General features: G+C 63.5%; 14 protein-coding genes. 3 read left to right on the forward strand and 11 right to left on the reverse strand.

Annotated features, from left to right (window positions below; genetic code table 11):
• The first annotated feature begins 98 nt into the window (after positions 1 to 98).
• Both LDB26_RS06835 and LDB26_RS06840 read left to right on the forward strand, forming a co-directional pair.
• Positions 99 to 1,448: an IS1380-like element ISSp1 family transposase gene (locus tag LDB26_RS06835; RefSeq protein WP_013039775.1), complete on the forward strand. Its 1,350-nt coding sequence runs from the start codon at positions 99 to 101 to the stop codon at positions 1,446 to 1,448.
• Positions 1,449 to 1,695: 247 nt separating this feature from the next.
• Complete coding sequence (locus LDB26_RS06840; protein ID WP_257541302.1) at positions 1,696 to 1,863, forward strand: hypothetical protein; 168 nt, start codon at positions 1,696 to 1,698, stop codon at positions 1,861 to 1,863.
• 274 nt (positions 1,864 to 2,137) lie between these two features.
• On the opposite strand, the gene LDB26_RS06845 is transcribed toward LDB26_RS06840, so the two are convergent.
• The 10 genes from LDB26_RS06845 to LDB26_RS06890 all read right to left on the reverse strand — a co-directional run bounded on the left by LDB26_RS06845 (position 2,138) and on the right by LDB26_RS06890 (position 12,145).
• Positions 2,138 to 3,589 carry a cobyric acid synthase gene (locus LDB26_RS06845; RefSeq protein ID WP_257541304.1) on the reverse strand — a complete coding sequence of 484 codons (1,452 nt, stop codon included), beginning with the start codon at positions 3,587 to 3,589 and terminating at the stop codon, positions 2,138 to 2,140.
• A 41-nt stretch (positions 3,590 to 3,630) separates the two neighbouring features.
• Positions 3,631 to 5,268: a pilus assembly protein TadG-related protein gene (locus tag LDB26_RS06850; RefSeq protein ID WP_062065233.1), complete on the reverse strand. Its 1,638-nt coding sequence runs from the start codon at positions 5,266 to 5,268 to the stop codon at positions 3,631 to 3,633.
• Positions 5,265 to 5,699: a TadE/TadG family type IV pilus assembly protein gene (locus LDB26_RS06855; RefSeq protein WP_062065236.1), complete on the reverse strand. Its 435-nt coding sequence runs from the start codon at positions 5,697 to 5,699 to the stop codon at positions 5,265 to 5,267. Before LDB26_RS06855 ends, LDB26_RS06850 begins: the two co-directional genes overlap by 4 nt.
• Before the next feature lie 155 nt (positions 5,700 to 5,854).
• Positions 5,855 to 6,757, reverse strand: coding sequence for a PAS domain-containing protein (locus LDB26_RS06860; RefSeq protein ID WP_257541306.1), 903 nt, complete (start codon positions 6,755 to 6,757; stop codon positions 5,855 to 5,857).
• 116 nt (positions 6,758 to 6,873) lie between these two features.
• Positions 6,874 to 7,095 (reverse strand): hypothetical protein, encoded by a 222-nt coding sequence (locus LDB26_RS06865; protein ID WP_062065241.1) that lies wholly within the window; start codon positions 7,093 to 7,095, stop codon positions 6,874 to 6,876.
• A 31-nt stretch (positions 7,096 to 7,126) separates the two neighbouring features.
• Positions 7,127 to 8,410 carry an N-succinylarginine dihydrolase gene (locus tag LDB26_RS06870; RefSeq protein ID WP_257541308.1) on the reverse strand — a complete coding sequence of 428 codons (1,284 nt, stop codon included), beginning with the start codon at positions 8,408 to 8,410 and terminating at the stop codon, positions 7,127 to 7,129.
• On the reverse strand, positions 8,407 to 9,426 hold the full coding sequence (locus LDB26_RS06875) for an arginine N-succinyltransferase (protein WP_257541311.1): 1,020 nt from the start codon (positions 9,424 to 9,426) through the stop codon (positions 8,407 to 8,409). Before LDB26_RS06875 ends, LDB26_RS06870 begins: the two co-directional genes overlap by 4 nt.
• 14 nt (positions 9,427 to 9,440) lie before the next feature.
• Positions 9,441 to 10,646 (reverse strand): hydrolase, encoded by a 1,206-nt coding sequence (locus LDB26_RS06880; protein WP_257541313.1) that lies wholly within the window; start codon positions 10,644 to 10,646, stop codon positions 9,441 to 9,443.
• A 63-nt stretch (positions 10,647 to 10,709) separates the two neighbouring features.
• A complete protein-coding gene (locus tag LDB26_RS06885) occupies positions 10,710 to 11,615 on the reverse strand; it encodes a YdiY family protein (protein WP_062068770.1) in 906 nt (301 codons plus the stop codon).
• A 53-nt stretch (positions 11,616 to 11,668) separates the two neighbouring features.
• Positions 11,669 to 12,145 (reverse strand): RNA pyrophosphohydrolase, encoded by a 477-nt coding sequence (locus tag LDB26_RS06890; protein ID WP_197413599.1) that lies wholly within the window; start codon positions 12,143 to 12,145, stop codon positions 11,669 to 11,671.
• Positions 12,146 to 12,311: 166 nt separating this feature from the next.
• Here LDB26_RS06890 and LDB26_RS06895 point away from each other — a divergent pair, with 166 nt between their 5' ends.
• Positions 12,312 to 13,577: a cyclopropane-fatty-acyl-phospholipid synthase family protein gene (locus LDB26_RS06895; protein WP_257541315.1), complete on the forward strand. Its 1,266-nt coding sequence runs from the start codon at positions 12,312 to 12,314 to the stop codon at positions 13,575 to 13,577.
• Between the two features lie 11 nt (positions 13,578 to 13,588).
• Here LDB26_RS06895 and LDB26_RS06900 read toward each other — a convergent pair whose 3' ends face one another.
• Entirely contained in the window at positions 13,589 to 14,302 is a 714-nt protein-coding gene (locus LDB26_RS06900; RefSeq protein WP_062065259.1) for an SDR family NAD(P)-dependent oxidoreductase, read from the reverse strand.
• Positions 14,303 to 14,306 lie beyond the last annotated feature (4 nt).

Here is a 14,306-nt window from a genome sequence, read left to right on the forward strand (position 1 = left end):
GGTTGGCGGGAGTGGCGTAAGCCTCTGATCTGAATTAGGAACTGGGTGTCTAAGCCGAACCTGCCGCAGGGCAGAAAATGCCACGGGCCACACCCGCCATGAACGATGATATCGCAAGCTCATTTGGATTCCCAGCAGTCGGCCGCAAGAAAATCACAGCTGCGTTCGACGGTGGCCGGCTTACCTCGGATGGCGGTGTTCTACTGCTTGCACAGGCCGAGCGCGCGATGGGGATTTGCCAGCGCCTGGCGGCTTGTATTGCCGATCCGCGCGATCCAGCGCGGGTGATCCATCGCCTGGATGACATTCTGCGTGCCCGTGTGTTCGCGATTGCGTGCGGCTATGAGGATGCCGATGATCTCGATGCTCTGCGCGACGATCCAGGCTTCCGCCTGGCGCTCGGCAAGCTGCCGGAATCGGGCGCGGGGCTGGCCAGCCAACCGACGATGAGCCGGTGGGAAAATGCACCGACTACGCGCGAACTGGCCAGCATGATGGCCGCGATGATCGACATCTACTGCGCCAGCTATCCCGCCCCTCCGACAGCGGTCACGCTGGATATCGACGACACGTGCGACGTCGTGCATGGCTATCAACAGCTCTCGTTCTGGAACGGGCATCATGGGGAGCGCTGCTTCCTACCGATCCATATCTACGACACCGCGACCGGCAGGCCGGTGGCCATGCTGCTGCGCACAGGCAAGACGCCTTCTGGAAAGGAGGCGGCGGGGCACATCCGACGCCTGGTGCGTCACCTGCGCCGTAATTGGCCCGATACCCACATCACTATCCGCGGCGACGGGCACTATGGTCGACCCGAGGTCATGGCCTACTGCGATGCGGCCCGCGTCGATTACGTGTTCGGCCTGCCCACCAATTCAGCGCTGCGCGCCGATCCCGCCATTGTTGCGGTCGCCGATGCCTGCGCGGTCAAGCGCGCCCAGCGTCAGTGTCCCGTCCTGCGCAACTATGCCGAGACCCGCTATGGGGCAAAGACCTGGAAGTGCCAGCGTCGCGTCGTTGCACGGATCGAGGCCAGCACGCTGGGCATGGACATCCGCTATGTCGTCACCTCGTTGGCAACAGGATCGGCCGAGCACATCTACGACACGCTCTACTGCGCGCGTGGTCAGGCCGAGAACCTGATCAAGCGCCACAAGTCCCAGCTCGCCAGCGACCGAACCTCGTGCCGCTCGGCCAATGCCAATCAGATGCGCCTGATACTGCACACTGCCGCATACTGGCTGCTATGGCGCATCCAGCAGGCGATGCCCAGGACCGCTGCTCTGGCAAGCGCGGAGTTTACCACCTTGCGCCTGCGGCTGCTCAAGGTCGCTGCGCGCGTCGTAGAAAGTGCTAGCCGCATCCGCATTGCCTTCGCTTCCGCCTGTCCGGATGCCGACCTGTTCCGCGCCCTCGTTCTCCGGCTGAAGCCTGCGCCGACGTAGCCCATGCGGCAGCGCCGCAGAACTCCGAGCCCAGCCCTTCAACCCGAAAAGCCCATCAATCCGAATGCGGTGAAACAAACGCCAGCGATGCCGGTCGTCCGCGCAATACAGCCAGCCGCAGCAAATGCCCAGAGCGGGCCCGAAACCGAGCGTCGTGAATAAGAGAGGATAGGATGATGATGTTGTTGTCGTAGAGGTTTGAGTGCTAGCGGTTGTGCTGCTTTGTGTGGAAGGGAGCGATGTCCCCATGTTCATCACTGCCGCCGTCGCACTGAAGGCGAGCAGGATCATCGCGCCGGCCCCTGCTGGACCAACGCTTTTTAGCTTATTCAACATGAACGACCCCCGTTCTTTTGGTTTATTGCATAGGAAAAGCCCCGGTCTTCCTCCTTTCTTTTTGAGCCAAAATGATTGAATAAATCCTTGCGGCGAAAGCGGATCGTCGCATGTATTCAAAGTATAGATTGCGTTAATCATGGCAATTTCAGGCCATGATCCGACTCTATAATATTTGATTTCAATTAAGGTATACAGTTCATTGCCGAAACGATTTATCGCTCGGTCGTTCAGATGGAACGGTGAACGGAACTATGGTGGTGATATACTGTTGTAATGCGGCGACGCTGTCCCGCGTGATAAAGCGGGATGAAATATAGGCAAATATCGACTGAATATCGACCGCGCTGCTTTCAGTTCGTGGCGAGATCGATAAGGGAGGTGATGTCGACATGCGCCTCCAGTTGCATCGCAATGTCATCGAGCGCGGCGTTCACGCTGGCGCCATAATCCTGTTCCGAAGAAGACAGGTTCCACCGGTTCAGAAAAGCCTTGCGGAGGACGGTGCTGCCGAACAGCCCATGGACATAGGTGCCGAGCACACGCCCGTCGGGGCTGGATGCTCCGTCGGGGCGCGCGCCATCCAGATGCGCGAAGGGACGGCCGCAATCGGGACCGGCGCTCTGCCCCATATGCATTTCATAGCCGGTGAAGGGGGCGCCGAGCGCACGTCCCGCCACCTGTTGCAGGGTCTTGTCGCCGGACAATATGGTTTCGATGTCCAGCAGGCCCAGCCCCTCTATCGTGCCCGCCGGGCCTTCGATGCCATGCGGGTCGGCGATCCGGCGGCCCAGCATCTGATAACCGCCGCATATCCCCAGCACAGCGCCGCCGCGCCGGTGGTGAGCGAGGATGTCGATGTCCCACCCCTGCGCGCGCATGGCCTGCATGTCGGCCACGGTCGCTTTCGATCCGGGCAGGATGACGAGGGATGCTTCCGCCGGAATGGGGCTGCCGGGAGGCACCATGACGAGGTCGATGTCGGGTTCGATCTTGAAAGGATCAAGGTCGTCGAAATTCGAGATGCGGGGCAATATGGGGCAGGCGATGGTGAAGCGCGTGCTATCCGAGCGCCGGTTCTTTTCGAGGATGACGGCGTCTTCGCTGGGCAGGCGGGCGACGGCGCTGAGCCATGGAATGACGCCGAAACCGCGCCAGCCGGAAATCGATTCGATCTGGCGGTAGCCATCCTCGAAAAGGGCGGGATCGCCGCGGAACTTGTTGATGAGGAAGCCCCGGATCATGGCGGCGTCTTCTGGATCGATGACGGCCTTGGTGCCGACTATGGAGGCGATGACGCCGCCCCGGTCGATGTCGCCAACCAGTATCACCGGCACATGGGCTGTACGAGCGAAGCCCATATTGGCGATGTCGCCCGCGCGCAGGTTGATTTCGGCGGGCGACCCCGCGCCTTCCACGACGACGATGTCGCATTGCGCGCTGAGCCGGTTGAAGCTGTCCATCACTTCGGAAAGAAGCTGTCCGCGCGCCTGCCGGAAATTCCCTCCACCCAGCGTTCCGCGCACGCGGCCGTTAACGATGAGCTGCGATGTGTGATCGGCCTGAGGCTTTAGCAGGACGGGGTTCATGTCGCTATGCGGATCGACGCCCGCGGCCATGGCCTGCAAGGCTTGCGCGCGGCCGATCTCTCCGCTGTCGATGGTCACGGCGGCGTTGTTGGACATGTTCTGCGGCTTGAAGGGACGGACGCGGTAGCCGCGCCGCACCAGCGCGCGGCATAGTCCGGCGACGAGCACGGACTTGCCGACGTCCGATCCGGTTCCCTGTAGCATGATGGCGCCCATGGCCTTGCTCCCTGAAGGCAGGAGAGGAGCATGGCAAGGGTTCAGGCCACGATTGTGGCTATGCCGCAGCGCATTTCATGAACGCGCACATCCGCCGTGCCCAGCCGGACGCCCAGCAGCGCGGTCACATTGTTCAATATGCCGTCGAGCAGGGGCGCGGTCGTGCCCAGCAGCGCGCCAATAGGGGCGGTCAGGGGACTGAGGCCGACCTTGATCCCGAGAAGATAAACGTCGATCTGCGCCTGTTTCAGGAGGCTGACGGCGAGGCCCTGCGTCAGATCCTGGGTGTGGACGGTCTTGGTCTGCTGGGCGCTGATTTCCGCCGGAGAGAAATGGACCGGCTGCGCCTGAACGCCCCCCAATGCGATATTGGCATAGCCGGTGACGCGGGTGCCGAGCGCCTGCGCCAGTGTTGCGGGTCGGAGGTTGGGCGGCGTGGAGAAATTGGTCAGCGCATTCGTATCGACGTCGGTCAGCGCCACGGTGCCGATGGAAGGTGTGACCAGCAGCGTGACGCCATTGCCGGGTGCGCTTCGGGCGCAATTGATGTCGGACAGGCGCGCTTCGGCCGAGGCAAGTTCGACATAGAGGGGAATACGGACAGATGCGAGGGGGGCAAGCGCCGCCGCCACGCTGCTTTCCAGATAGATGCGCGTCTGGGCCGTCCGCAATACGACATTGCGATCCGAGGTGATGCTGAGCAGCGGGGAGCGCGCTTCACCGCTGCCCAGGATCAGCTTGAGCCGGGTGCTGCTGAGGCCGGGGACGCCCAGTTGCAGATCGACGGGCACGGATGTTCCCGGCCCGGGGTTCAGGATCATGCGGAGCATTGAGAAGGCGTCCATCAAAATGGTCGGCTGCCCGGTCGCGTCGCCCGTGCTTCCGGACGGTCCCAGATCGATAATGTCCTTGAGGCGCACGGTGCGGCCGGGGATGCTGTTGCCGATGCGGCGCAGTGTGGCGGCGGTCTGGCTGTCCGTCACGCCATCGGCAACGGCATTGACGATGTCGCCGACGGGAATGTGGCGGTCGAACAATTGGGCGAAGGCTTCGTCCTGACGACCGAGCCTGAGTTGCAGGGCGTCGGCCATGCCGAGAAGGTCCACCTTTGCATTGAGCAACCCCTGCGTATCCATCACCGAAAGATTGAGGCTGGTCCCGGCAAGGCTGGAAAGCAGCATGTTGGGCAGGCCATCGCTGACCGAAGCCAGCCCCGTGCCGATGGAGAAAGCGGCGGCATCCTTGCGCGCGGCGGTGGCGCGGGCGTTGAGGTTCACGCCGTCCTTACCCACCAGCAAACGGCCGAAAAACAGCGGCGTGCGCCGCCGCACTTCCAGACGCAGCGCGCCGCCGGCCGGATCGCCCGCGACGAAACGGTCGCTGACGGGGACGGAGGGGTCGGGGCGATATTGGCCGTCCTCGACGGAGGTGAGGGAGATGCCGCTGATGCCGCTGCGGGCGATGAGCTGTTCGGCGGCGGGGCGACCTCCGCTGACCGCGGCGAGCGCGGCGGCATCCGCAATGCCTTGCAACTGACGCTTGGCGAGATAGATGGAGCCAAGGTCCACCGCAACCGTCGCCGACCCCGCGAGCATCAGCAGCGATCCGGCGAGCAGTATCGTGACGCCGCCTTTTTGATCGCGGCAAAATGGCCTGAACCTGTGCGAAAATGACTTCATCGTGCGTCGATCCTTATGACGGCGCTGCGTTCAAGGGTGCGCGAGGGAACGGGTATGAAGGAGGAGGAGAAGAGGGGATTGCCCGACAGGTCGTAATCAAGCGTGACGGTGAAGTAGCCGCCGTTCTCGCTGCTGTTCACGCCGATGGGATGGCTGTTGCGAAGGGGCAGGGATGCGGCGCTTGCGGCCACGCTCTGTTGCACCAACGCCTGCCGTTCCGGCGCGTCCAGTCCTGCTACGGCAGAGCGGGCGGCTTCATTGGCGGCCTGTTGCAGGCTGTGCGCCGTCATGAACCATGATCCGTAGATCAATATGCCCAGCAACAGAGCGATGAGCAGGGGGAGCGCGATGGCAGCTTCCACCAGGACGCTGCCGCGCATGTCTCGCTTGAGCGGCTTGGCCATTCGGGCAGGATGCAGGGGCTTTTCCATGACTCCAGCCTAGCCAGGCCGGTTCAATGGACGGTTTTCCCGCAAGTGGAGCGAAGATGCGCGATTTGCGTAAGTAATTTTGGCAGCCGGCGCGCGGGGAGGAGAAAAGGAAAACCATCCCTATCGGTGAATGGAATTATTCCTCCGAAATGGATTCATTTTACGGAATTTACGGGTTCCTCCCTCCGCGTGATGACCAGCACGGCGCCTTCGGAACCATAGAGACCCTGCAAAGGCGCGATGCCGATCTCGGCCGGAACGACGGCCCCGGTGTTGGCGAGCAGGCTGGTGGCGATCTTGCGTTCCCCTTCGCCGCGCAGGACATGGTCCAGTTCCTCACGCAAACGGGGCCGGGCGGGTAGATCGGCCAGATCGGTCAGGCTGATGTGGATCAGCCGGTCGAGCGGCAGCCCGACCATCGCGCAAAACATGTCGTCCGCAAATTCGATGAATCCCCGGCTCGACACCTTCACATGGCCCACGCCGCCATGGATGCACATGGCCTGCATCAAGGCGGCTTTCGCATCGGCCAGGCGGTTGCGCCGCACATCTTCCGTAATGTCGCTCAGCAGCAGGGCCACGCCATCGGGAAAAGGGAAGGTTTCAAACCGTATCCAGCAATTCTCCCGGAAGGGGGAGGGGATGTCGGCCGCGCTGCCCTCTCCCGACTCCATGCTGTGCCGGATATGCGATTGGGTGAGGGATTCAGCCAGTTCGGGCAGGGCTTCCCAGAGCGGCAGTCCCGCCAGATGCCGATCCCATCGGCGCGTCATGGCCAGTGCGGCAGGATTGACATGGCCGATCGTGTAATCGGCGCGGCACAGGATGAGCCCCTGATGAATCCAGGTCGATAGCTGGGAAAGATGATCCGGGCCGGGCGGGGTTTCCGGTCCGTTCAGGGTCAGGGTGCGAAATCGGTCCAGCCCCATGAAGATATGCGTTTCGCGCCCGTGATGCGTGACGAGCAATGGTTCCTGCACGCCAATTTCCCGCCAATGAGCGAAATTGCGGACAAGCTCGGCAGCCGGGACGCTTCGGCCGTAGCGATCATTGAACATGGGACGATCCCCTTCCTCATCATTATTATGAGAAAAGGATACATGCGCGCTGAGAGACGCGAAGGCGCAGACGTATCGAAAGTGGAGGTATCCCGCCCGTCAGCGAGGAGAATGGGTCAGCGGGAAAAAGCTCGTTGCATTTCCACGGCATCAAGGATCTTGCCGCCCGCCATGAACACCGCGCCGGTGCAGGCAAGCGCGAGCAACTGGCCGCCGAAGCCGGGATATTGATGCATATAGACTATGCCTCGCTCCGTCGCGCCAAGGGCAAGGGCGTAGATCACCAGAAACGCCTCGAACTTGGTCTTGATCGTGAAAAGGCGCTTGATCCGTTCCATTGCAGTCCCACCTGGCGACATCCGCCCGCCGCTATGGGATTAAGTCGCCCGAAAGCTGCAAATGGTCAACAAGCGTTAACCATGATTGTTCGATCCGCGCGATGAGCCGGGTGTCGCCAAGGTCGTTCGGAGCGATTTCTTCCGGCCAGTAATCCGCGACAATGGCGGCGATACGGTCGAGCTTGGCTTCGTCGAGGAGGAAGCGGGGGTCGATGTCGGCGGGATCGGCCACGACGCGCAGGCGCAGGCAGGCGGGGCCGCCTCCGTTCGCCATGGATTGCCGCACGTCGACGGGGATCAGGTGGCGGATGGGGCCGTTGCCCGCCACCATCCGTTCGAGCCAGGACCAGACGGCGAGCGTTTCCCGCGCTTCGGTGGGGAGGATGAGGGCCATGCCTGTCCCGAGCGAAGTCGAGAGGGCTCCGTCGGGAAGCGTCACGAGCTGCGCGTTGAAGAGATAGCTGCGGATCGCGTCGGTGAGACTGACCGCGCTGGCGGGGACTTCGACGATTTCGACGGAGGGGAGCGCGGCGCGCAGGGCGGCGTAGAAGGATTCCTTGTCGGCGAACGCCTGTTCATGGGTGAAGAGGACGCGCTCATTGGCGACGGCGACCACGTCATTGTGGAAGGCGCCCGCCGCGATGGCTTCCTCCGATTGCTGGACGAAGAGGGTGCGGGCGGGGGCGAGTCTGTGGAGGCGGGCGACGGCTTTGCTGGCCTCGACATGCTGGCGGGCGGGGAAGGGGCCGCCGGACTGGCCGTAAACGAATACCTCGACACCGGGCGCGCCGTGGCTTTCGGCGAGGCGCATGTGATTGGCCGCGCCTTCGTCGCCGAAAGGGGCCGGAATGGGACCGTGGACCGTGAAGGCGTCGCTGGCCCCGAAGGCGATCTGAAGCTGCTTAAGCGTCTGGGGCCATTCATGGCTGCGGTGGGGCATGGTCACGAGATTGGCGACGGTGAGGTGGGTGCGTCCATCGCTGGTGTCACTGGCGGGGGAGACGGTCGCCGCGTTGGCGGCCCACATGGAGGAGGCGGACATCGCGGCGGCGCGGATATGCGGCTCGGCATGGCTGACACTAGTGCCGAGCGCGGCGAGCCAGGCATTGTCGGGCCGCCATTGGGGCAGAAATATGCCCTGCGTCAGGCCGAGGCGGATGGTTTCGCGCATTTTCTCCAGCCCTTGCAGCGCGGCGGCGCGGGGGCGGGATACAGCTCCGGCATTGCGGGCGGAGGCGAGGTTGCCCAGGCTGAGGCCCGCATAATTGTGGCTGGGACCGATCAGCCCGTCGAAATTGATTTCCCTGACGCTCATGCCCGCCCCGCCATGCTGAATGTCTCGCCCGGCTCAAGGCCGAGCAGGGCCGCACTGTCCGCGTCCAGCGAGATCGCGCCATCCTCGTCCTCGCGCACGAAGCCGTAGGTGCAGCGATAATCGGCAAGACGGCCGGTAGCGATCAGCATCTTGTCCCCGCTTTTGTCGTGCAGGGCGGAAAGGGTGACGTCGCGCGCCTGCGCGATGGTGCGGAGCGAGTCGATCTGGCCCACCATGGTCGGGCCGCCGTCGAATATGTCTACATAGCCGGGGTTGGTGAAACCTTCCGTCTCCAGCATCCGCATTGCCGCGCGGCCATTGGGGTGGGGCAGGCCGATGACGGCGCGGGCGCTGTCGGTCAGCATGGCCGTATAGATCGGCGTCTTGGGCATCAGGTCGGCGATGAACTGGTTGCCGTTGATGGCGTTGAATTCATCCGCTTCCTGAAAGCTCATGCCGAAGAAACGCCCGGCAAGGCCGTCCCAGAAAGGCGATCCGCCCGCTTCGTCGATGACGCCGCGCAGCTCCGCGATGATCTGGCTGCCGAAGCGCGGGCGGTGGTTACGGATGTAAAGATAGCGGCTGCGGGCGAGGAGCAGGCCCAGCCCTTCTGCGCGCTCGCGGGGGTGGAGGAAGAGGCCGCCGACTTCGGTGGAGCCTTCGAGATCGGTGGTGAGCGACAGCATCTGCGCGCGGAAGGTGCGGCCCAGTTCGCGGCTGTGCTGCGTGAGGACGCCGAGGCGATAGGAATAAAAGGGCCAGCTTTGCCCGACCGTGCTGAATATCTGGCAGGTGCCGCGCACCTGTCCGGTCCGGGCATTTTCCAGCACCATCAGGATCAGTTCGTCCTGGATGCTCTCGTCCGTGCGGGAGAGGGCCTGTTCGGTCCGTTCGAGTTTTGCAGCCAAGGATTTGCGGTCGGGGGGCAGATTGGTGAAGCCGCCGCCCGTCAGCTTCGCCATTTCATAGAGGGTTTGAAGGTCATCCGCCCGCGCAGTCCGCATGAAGAAGGTCAAGCCGTCATCCTCTCTCAATAATGCCCCTGCGCGATCCGCATCAGCGCCAGCGCGGACAGGCGGGCGCGTTCGGGCAAACTGTCCGTCATCAGATATTCGTCCGGGCTGTGGATGGCGCCGCCCCGCGCGCCCATCGTGTCCACCACCGGCACGCCGCAGGCCGCGATATTGTTGCCGTCGCACACCCCGCCCGTGTCGCGCCAGTCGATCGAGAGGCCCAGATCCGCGCCGCAGCGGCGGACGAGGTTGAAGAGATTTTCCGCCTTTTCGTCCATGGGTTTGGGCGGACGTCCGAAGCCACCGTGGAGGTGCATGGCGACTTCATGGTCGCGGGCGACGGCTTCCATGCTGTCTTCGATCAGGCGGCGGACGGCGATTTCGTCAGCGGGCGCGCGGGGGCGGAAATTGACGCGGAGAATGGAGTGGTCGGGGACGACATTATTGGGGCCGCCCCCGTCGATTCGCGCCGGGTTGCAGGAAAAGCCGCTGCCACTCGCCGCTTTGAGGCGCAGTGCGAGGTCGGCGGCGGCGAGCAGGGCGTTGCGGCCCTCGTCGGGATTGCGGCCGGCATGGGCGCTGCGACCCGTGACGATGATGGAGAAATTGCCGCTGCCCGCCCGCGCGCCTGCCAGCGTGCCGTCGGGGAGAGCGGGTTCGTACGTGAAGGCCGCGACCTTGCCCGCCGCCCTCTGCCGCAGCAGGCCGGCGGAGGAGGCACTGCCCACTTCCTCATCGCTGTTGATGAGGACGTCATAGCCCAAAGTGGCGCGGCCTTCCCATGTTTCCACGGCCTGAAGCGCGGCGAGCATGATGGCGAGACCGCCTTTCATATCTGCGACGCCGGGGCCGTTCAGCACCGCGTCGTCCAGCCATCGCTGCGCCTGGAAGGGGTGATCGAAGGCGAAGACCGTGTCCATATGGCCGGTCAGCAGGACACGGACCCGCGCTTCCGGGCGGACGGAAAGGAGCAGGTGGCGGCCGTGATCGATTTGCAGCAGCGCGCCATCGGGGGAGACGTTTTCCACCGGGGCAGGATCGATCAGGCGCATGTCGCCGGGCAAAGCGGAAAAAGCGTCGGCCAACAGGGCCGCCATCCGGGCGAGGCCATCCAGATTGCGCGAGCCGCTGTTGATGGCGGACCATGCCTGCACCTGCTCCAGCATCGGCGCCGCCGACGCATGGTCCAGAACGGCCTGTTCCACGGGTGAAATGGCTGTCATTTCCGGTGGTCTAACAGAGCGCGGCGCGGCTCTCCACCCCTCGTGAAATTTGTAGGCGGAAGGTCAGAAATCGTAGCTGAGGGTTAGGCGGGTCAGCGTGTCGAAATCCCGGGCGGAAAGCAGCGTTTCCGATTCATACTGGACATTGTAGGAAAAGGCGGCCGACCAGCGATCGGTGACTTTCGTTTCCAGTGCTGTCAGGGAATTGAGGGTGACCACATCGCTTTCGGCATAGCCCGACGCGGTCTGCTTGAAGGTCAATGTGGGGGTGATGCGCCACGCCAAGTCCATGGAAGCACGGCCGCCCAACTTGGTTTCGCGCGCGCCGATCACATATTTTGCATGACGGATGGAAGGCCCCGCATCCACGGTCAGGTCGACTTTCTTGCTGACGATCAGCTTGTAACCGATACCGGCCGACGCCGTGTAGCGTTCGTCATAGCCGATCGACGTGTCCCGCTCAAACTGGGCGAGGCCATAAGCGAAGCCGCGTGGATCGAACTGATAGCGCGGTTCATAGCTGGTGAAATAACGCTCGCGGGATGTCACGCCATTGGCGCGGCGATAGTCGGCGTTGGCGGTGAACTTGTGAGTCCATTCAATGCCGGTCCGGGTCGCAGTCGCGCTGGCGCTGATGCCGATTTCGCTGGTGGAGCCGGTGGAGCGAAAACCGCCCGCTTCGATCCGTCCGGTCCACAGGTCGATGAAACGGGCCTCGCGGATCACGGCATCATGGGTTGCCTTGGTCCGGTCCTTCCAACTCGCCACCATCCGCTGGATTTCGTCGGACGAGGCGGGATTGGTCTGCCGCGCGATCTTGGCGACGGTGACGATCTCCGTCTCATTGCCATTGGCGATGGCGGCTTCCAACATCTCCCGCACGGCGGGGGGCAGGAGAGGCGGTTCCTCCGCATGGGCGAGGGATGTGACGAACAAGGGCAATGGCAGGAGCAGTAGACGGTGACGCATCGCGCCGTCATAGCCGCTCACCCGTGAAATATAACCCCGATGGGATGAACCGTTCAGATGAGCGACTGGAATTCCTGCAAGATGTCGCGATACAGCTTGCGCTTGAAGGGAACGATGAGATCGGGCAGCGTTTCAGGCGCCGTCCATTTCCATGCGCGAAATTCCGGGTGCGGCGTTTCGATGTCGATGTCTCCGTCCTCCCCCAGAAAGCGGGCAAGGAACCATATCTGCCGCTGGCCGCGATATTTGCCGCCCCAGATCTGACCGACGAGTTCAGGCGGCAGGTCGTAGAAATGCTCGTCGCGCGCCTTGGCGATGATTTCCACATGCTTGCGATGGATGCCGGTTTCCTCGCCCAGTTCACGCAGGGCGGCCGCCTTCGCGTCCTCGCCATCGTCGATGCCGCCCTGCGGCATCTGCCAGGCTTCCGCCCGGTTATCGATTCTCTGACCGACAAAGACCTGCCCTTCCATATTGACGAGCATGATCCCGACGCACGGGCGATAGCCCAGTTCTTCATCCTTTGGCATGGAAGCCACAGATCCCTATATATAGCATCCCGCCATGGCATCGTGGCATGGGACGACATTAACAATCCGGACATGAAATAGGCATGGCAACGGCGCACGTCCATGGATCGAATCGGATTTCGTGCGGCATTGCGGCCGGGAGCGGCTTGAGGCAGAGACGAGCGTCATGAATGCGATCGACCCCCGACGTGGAAAGGCGGCTCTGAACGTCCAGCGTCCTCCCGCCCATGGCCCGGCCAGCCTGTTGGCAAGGGTGGTCGGACCGCGCTTTCACAAGCTTTTGGACAGGATCGACAAGGGGCTTGAGGCCGGCGCGCTGGAGGCTGTGCTGCCGGACGGCACACGTCGGATTCTGGGCGGACGGGGAGCCGGGCCGGTTTGCGAGGTGCATGTCCTCCACTGGCGCGCGCTATTGCGGTTGGCGACCGGCGGTTCGGTCGGCTGGTATCGGGCATGGGCCGCGGGCGAATGGACCAGCCCCGATCCTGTGCCGCTTTTCGCGTTGTTCATGAGGAATGCCGTGGCGCTGGGCAATGTCGCGCGGCCGAGGGGGCCGGTGAGATGGGCCGGGTGCGCGCTGCACTGGGCGCGGCGAAACAGCCGAATCGGATCGCGCCGGAACATCGCCTATCATTATGATCTGGGGAATGATTTCTACGCGCTCTGGCTCGATGCGGACATGCATTATTCGAGTGCGCTGTTCCTTGATCCGGAAGATCGCACGGAGAGTCTGGAGGCGGCGCAGCGGCGAAAGGTCGATGCGATTCTGGACCGGCTCGACCTGCGCGACGGGGCTGCCCTGCTGGAGATCGGCTGCGGCTGGGGCGGGCTGGGCGAGCGGGCGATGGAGCGGTGGGGCGTGCGCTATGACGGCCTGACGCTCTCGACCGAGCAAGCGGATTATGCGCGTGACCGGCTGGGGTCGGGCGCCGCCGTCCTGCTGACCGACTATCGCGATGCGGAGGGGCAATATGACGCCATCGCCAGCGTGGAGATGGTGGAAGCGGTGGGGCAGCGTTATTGGCCCGATTATCTGGCCGCGATCCATCGGCTGCTGAAGCCGGGCGGCCGTGCGGCGATCCAGTATATCCTGATCGACGATGCGATATTCGAAGACTATGCGCGCGGCGCGGACTTCATCCAGACCTATATTTTCCCCGGCGGGATGCTGATTTCTGAAAGCCGGTTCCGTGCTCTTGCCGAGCAGCAGGGGCTGGAATGGCGCGACGTATCGCGCTTTGGCCTGCACTATGCCGAAACGCTGCGGCGCTGGCGCGAGACGTTCGAGCGCGCGGTCGACGCGGGACAGTTGCCAGCCAGTTTCGACCAACATTTCGTGGATTTGTGGCGCTATTATCTGATGTATTGCGAAGGCGGATTCCTGGGCGGCACCATCGATGTCGCGCAGGTGACGCTGGCCAAGCCCGACTGAATATCAGTGCGTTAGTCGATCCGCGTGCGATAGCCGGTCGGCGTATCGGCCAGAATCATGTCGACAATGGCGGCGGCGGCGACCTTGGGTTCCTTCAGCGTTGCGGGATCTTCGCCGGGGAATGCCCGCGCGCGCATGGCAGTGCGGGTGGCGCCCGGATCGACGATGTGGGTGCGGATGGCGGAGATGTTCTTCACTTCCTCGCCATAGGCGCCGACCAGTGTTTCCAACGCGGCCTTGGATGCGCCATAGGCGCCCCAATAGGCGCGGGGCGTGGCGGCCACGGAGGAGGTCAGCGCGACGACTCGTGCATCCTTGCTACCGCGGAGCATGGTGTCGAAGGCGGCGATCAGCGCCTGCGGTGCGGCAATGTTAAGCGTCAACTGGCGCGCAAATTCCTTGGCGTCGATGGCGGGAACCGAGGCCAGCGAACCCAGGGTGGCGGCGTTGAGGACGAGGATGTCGAGCGCCTGCCACCGGCCGCTGATGGCCTGAGCGAGCCTGCCGATGCTTTCCCCGTCGATCAAGTCGAGCGGCGCTATGGTCGCATGGCCGCCGGCTTCATGGATGCGTTCTTCCACTTCCTCCAGCCCGCCGCTGGTGCGGGCGGTGAGGATGACATGCGCGCCCGCCGCCGCCAGTGCCTCAGCGGTGGCGGCGCCGATGCCCCGGCTGGCGCCGGTCACGAGCGCGAGCTTGCCGGAAAGAGGAAGGGTATCGGTCATGATG

Source organism: Sphingobium sp. CFD-1 (genome assembly GCF_024611115.1).
Taxonomy (GTDB): domain Bacteria; phylum Pseudomonadota; class Alphaproteobacteria; order Sphingomonadales; family Sphingomonadaceae; genus Sphingobium; species Sphingobium baderi_A.

Coding starts and splice junctions, on each gene's coding strand:
- LDB26_RS06895 (WP_257541315.1), top strand. CDS start 12,312: ATGAATGCGATCGACCCCCGACGTGGAAAGGCGGCTCTGAACGTCCAG.
- LDB26_RS06850 (WP_062065233.1), bottom strand. CDS start 5,268: ATGAAGTCATTTTCGCACAGGTTCAGGCCATTTTGCCGCGATCAAAAA.
- LDB26_RS06880 (WP_257541313.1), bottom strand. CDS start 10,646: ATGACAGCCATTTCACCCGTGGAACAGGCCGTTCTGGACCATGCGTCG.
- LDB26_RS06885 (WP_062068770.1), bottom strand. CDS start 11,615: ATGCGTCACCGTCTACTGCTCCTGCCATTGCCCTTGTTCGTCACATCC.
- LDB26_RS06840 (WP_257541302.1), top strand. CDS start 1,696: ATGTTCATCACTGCCGCCGTCGCACTGAAGGCGAGCAGGATCATCGCG.
- LDB26_RS06835 (WP_013039775.1), top strand. CDS start 99: ATGAACGATGATATCGCAAGCTCATTTGGATTCCCAGCAGTCGGCCGC.
- LDB26_RS06860 (WP_257541306.1), bottom strand. CDS start 6,757: ATGTTCAATGATCGCTACGGCCGAAGCGTCCCGGCTGCCGAGCTTGTC.
- LDB26_RS06845 (WP_257541304.1), bottom strand. CDS start 3,589: ATGGGCGCCATCATGCTACAGGGAACCGGATCGGACGTCGGCAAGTCC.
- LDB26_RS06855 (WP_062065236.1), bottom strand. CDS start 5,699: ATGGAAAAGCCCCTGCATCCTGCCCGAATGGCCAAGCCGCTCAAGCGA.
- LDB26_RS06890 (WP_197413599.1), bottom strand. CDS start 12,145: ATGCCAAAGGATGAAGAACTGGGCTATCGCCCGTGCGTCGGGATCATG.
- LDB26_RS06870 (WP_257541308.1), bottom strand. CDS start 8,410: ATGAGCGTCAGGGAAATCAATTTCGACGGGCTGATCGGTCCCAGCCAC.
- LDB26_RS06865 (WP_062065241.1), bottom strand. CDS start 7,095: ATGGAACGGATCAAGCGCCTTTTCACGATCAAGACCAAGTTCGAGGCG.
- LDB26_RS06900 (WP_062065259.1), bottom strand. CDS start 14,302: ATGACCGATACCCTTCCTCTTTCCGGCAAGCTCGCGCTCGTGACCGGC.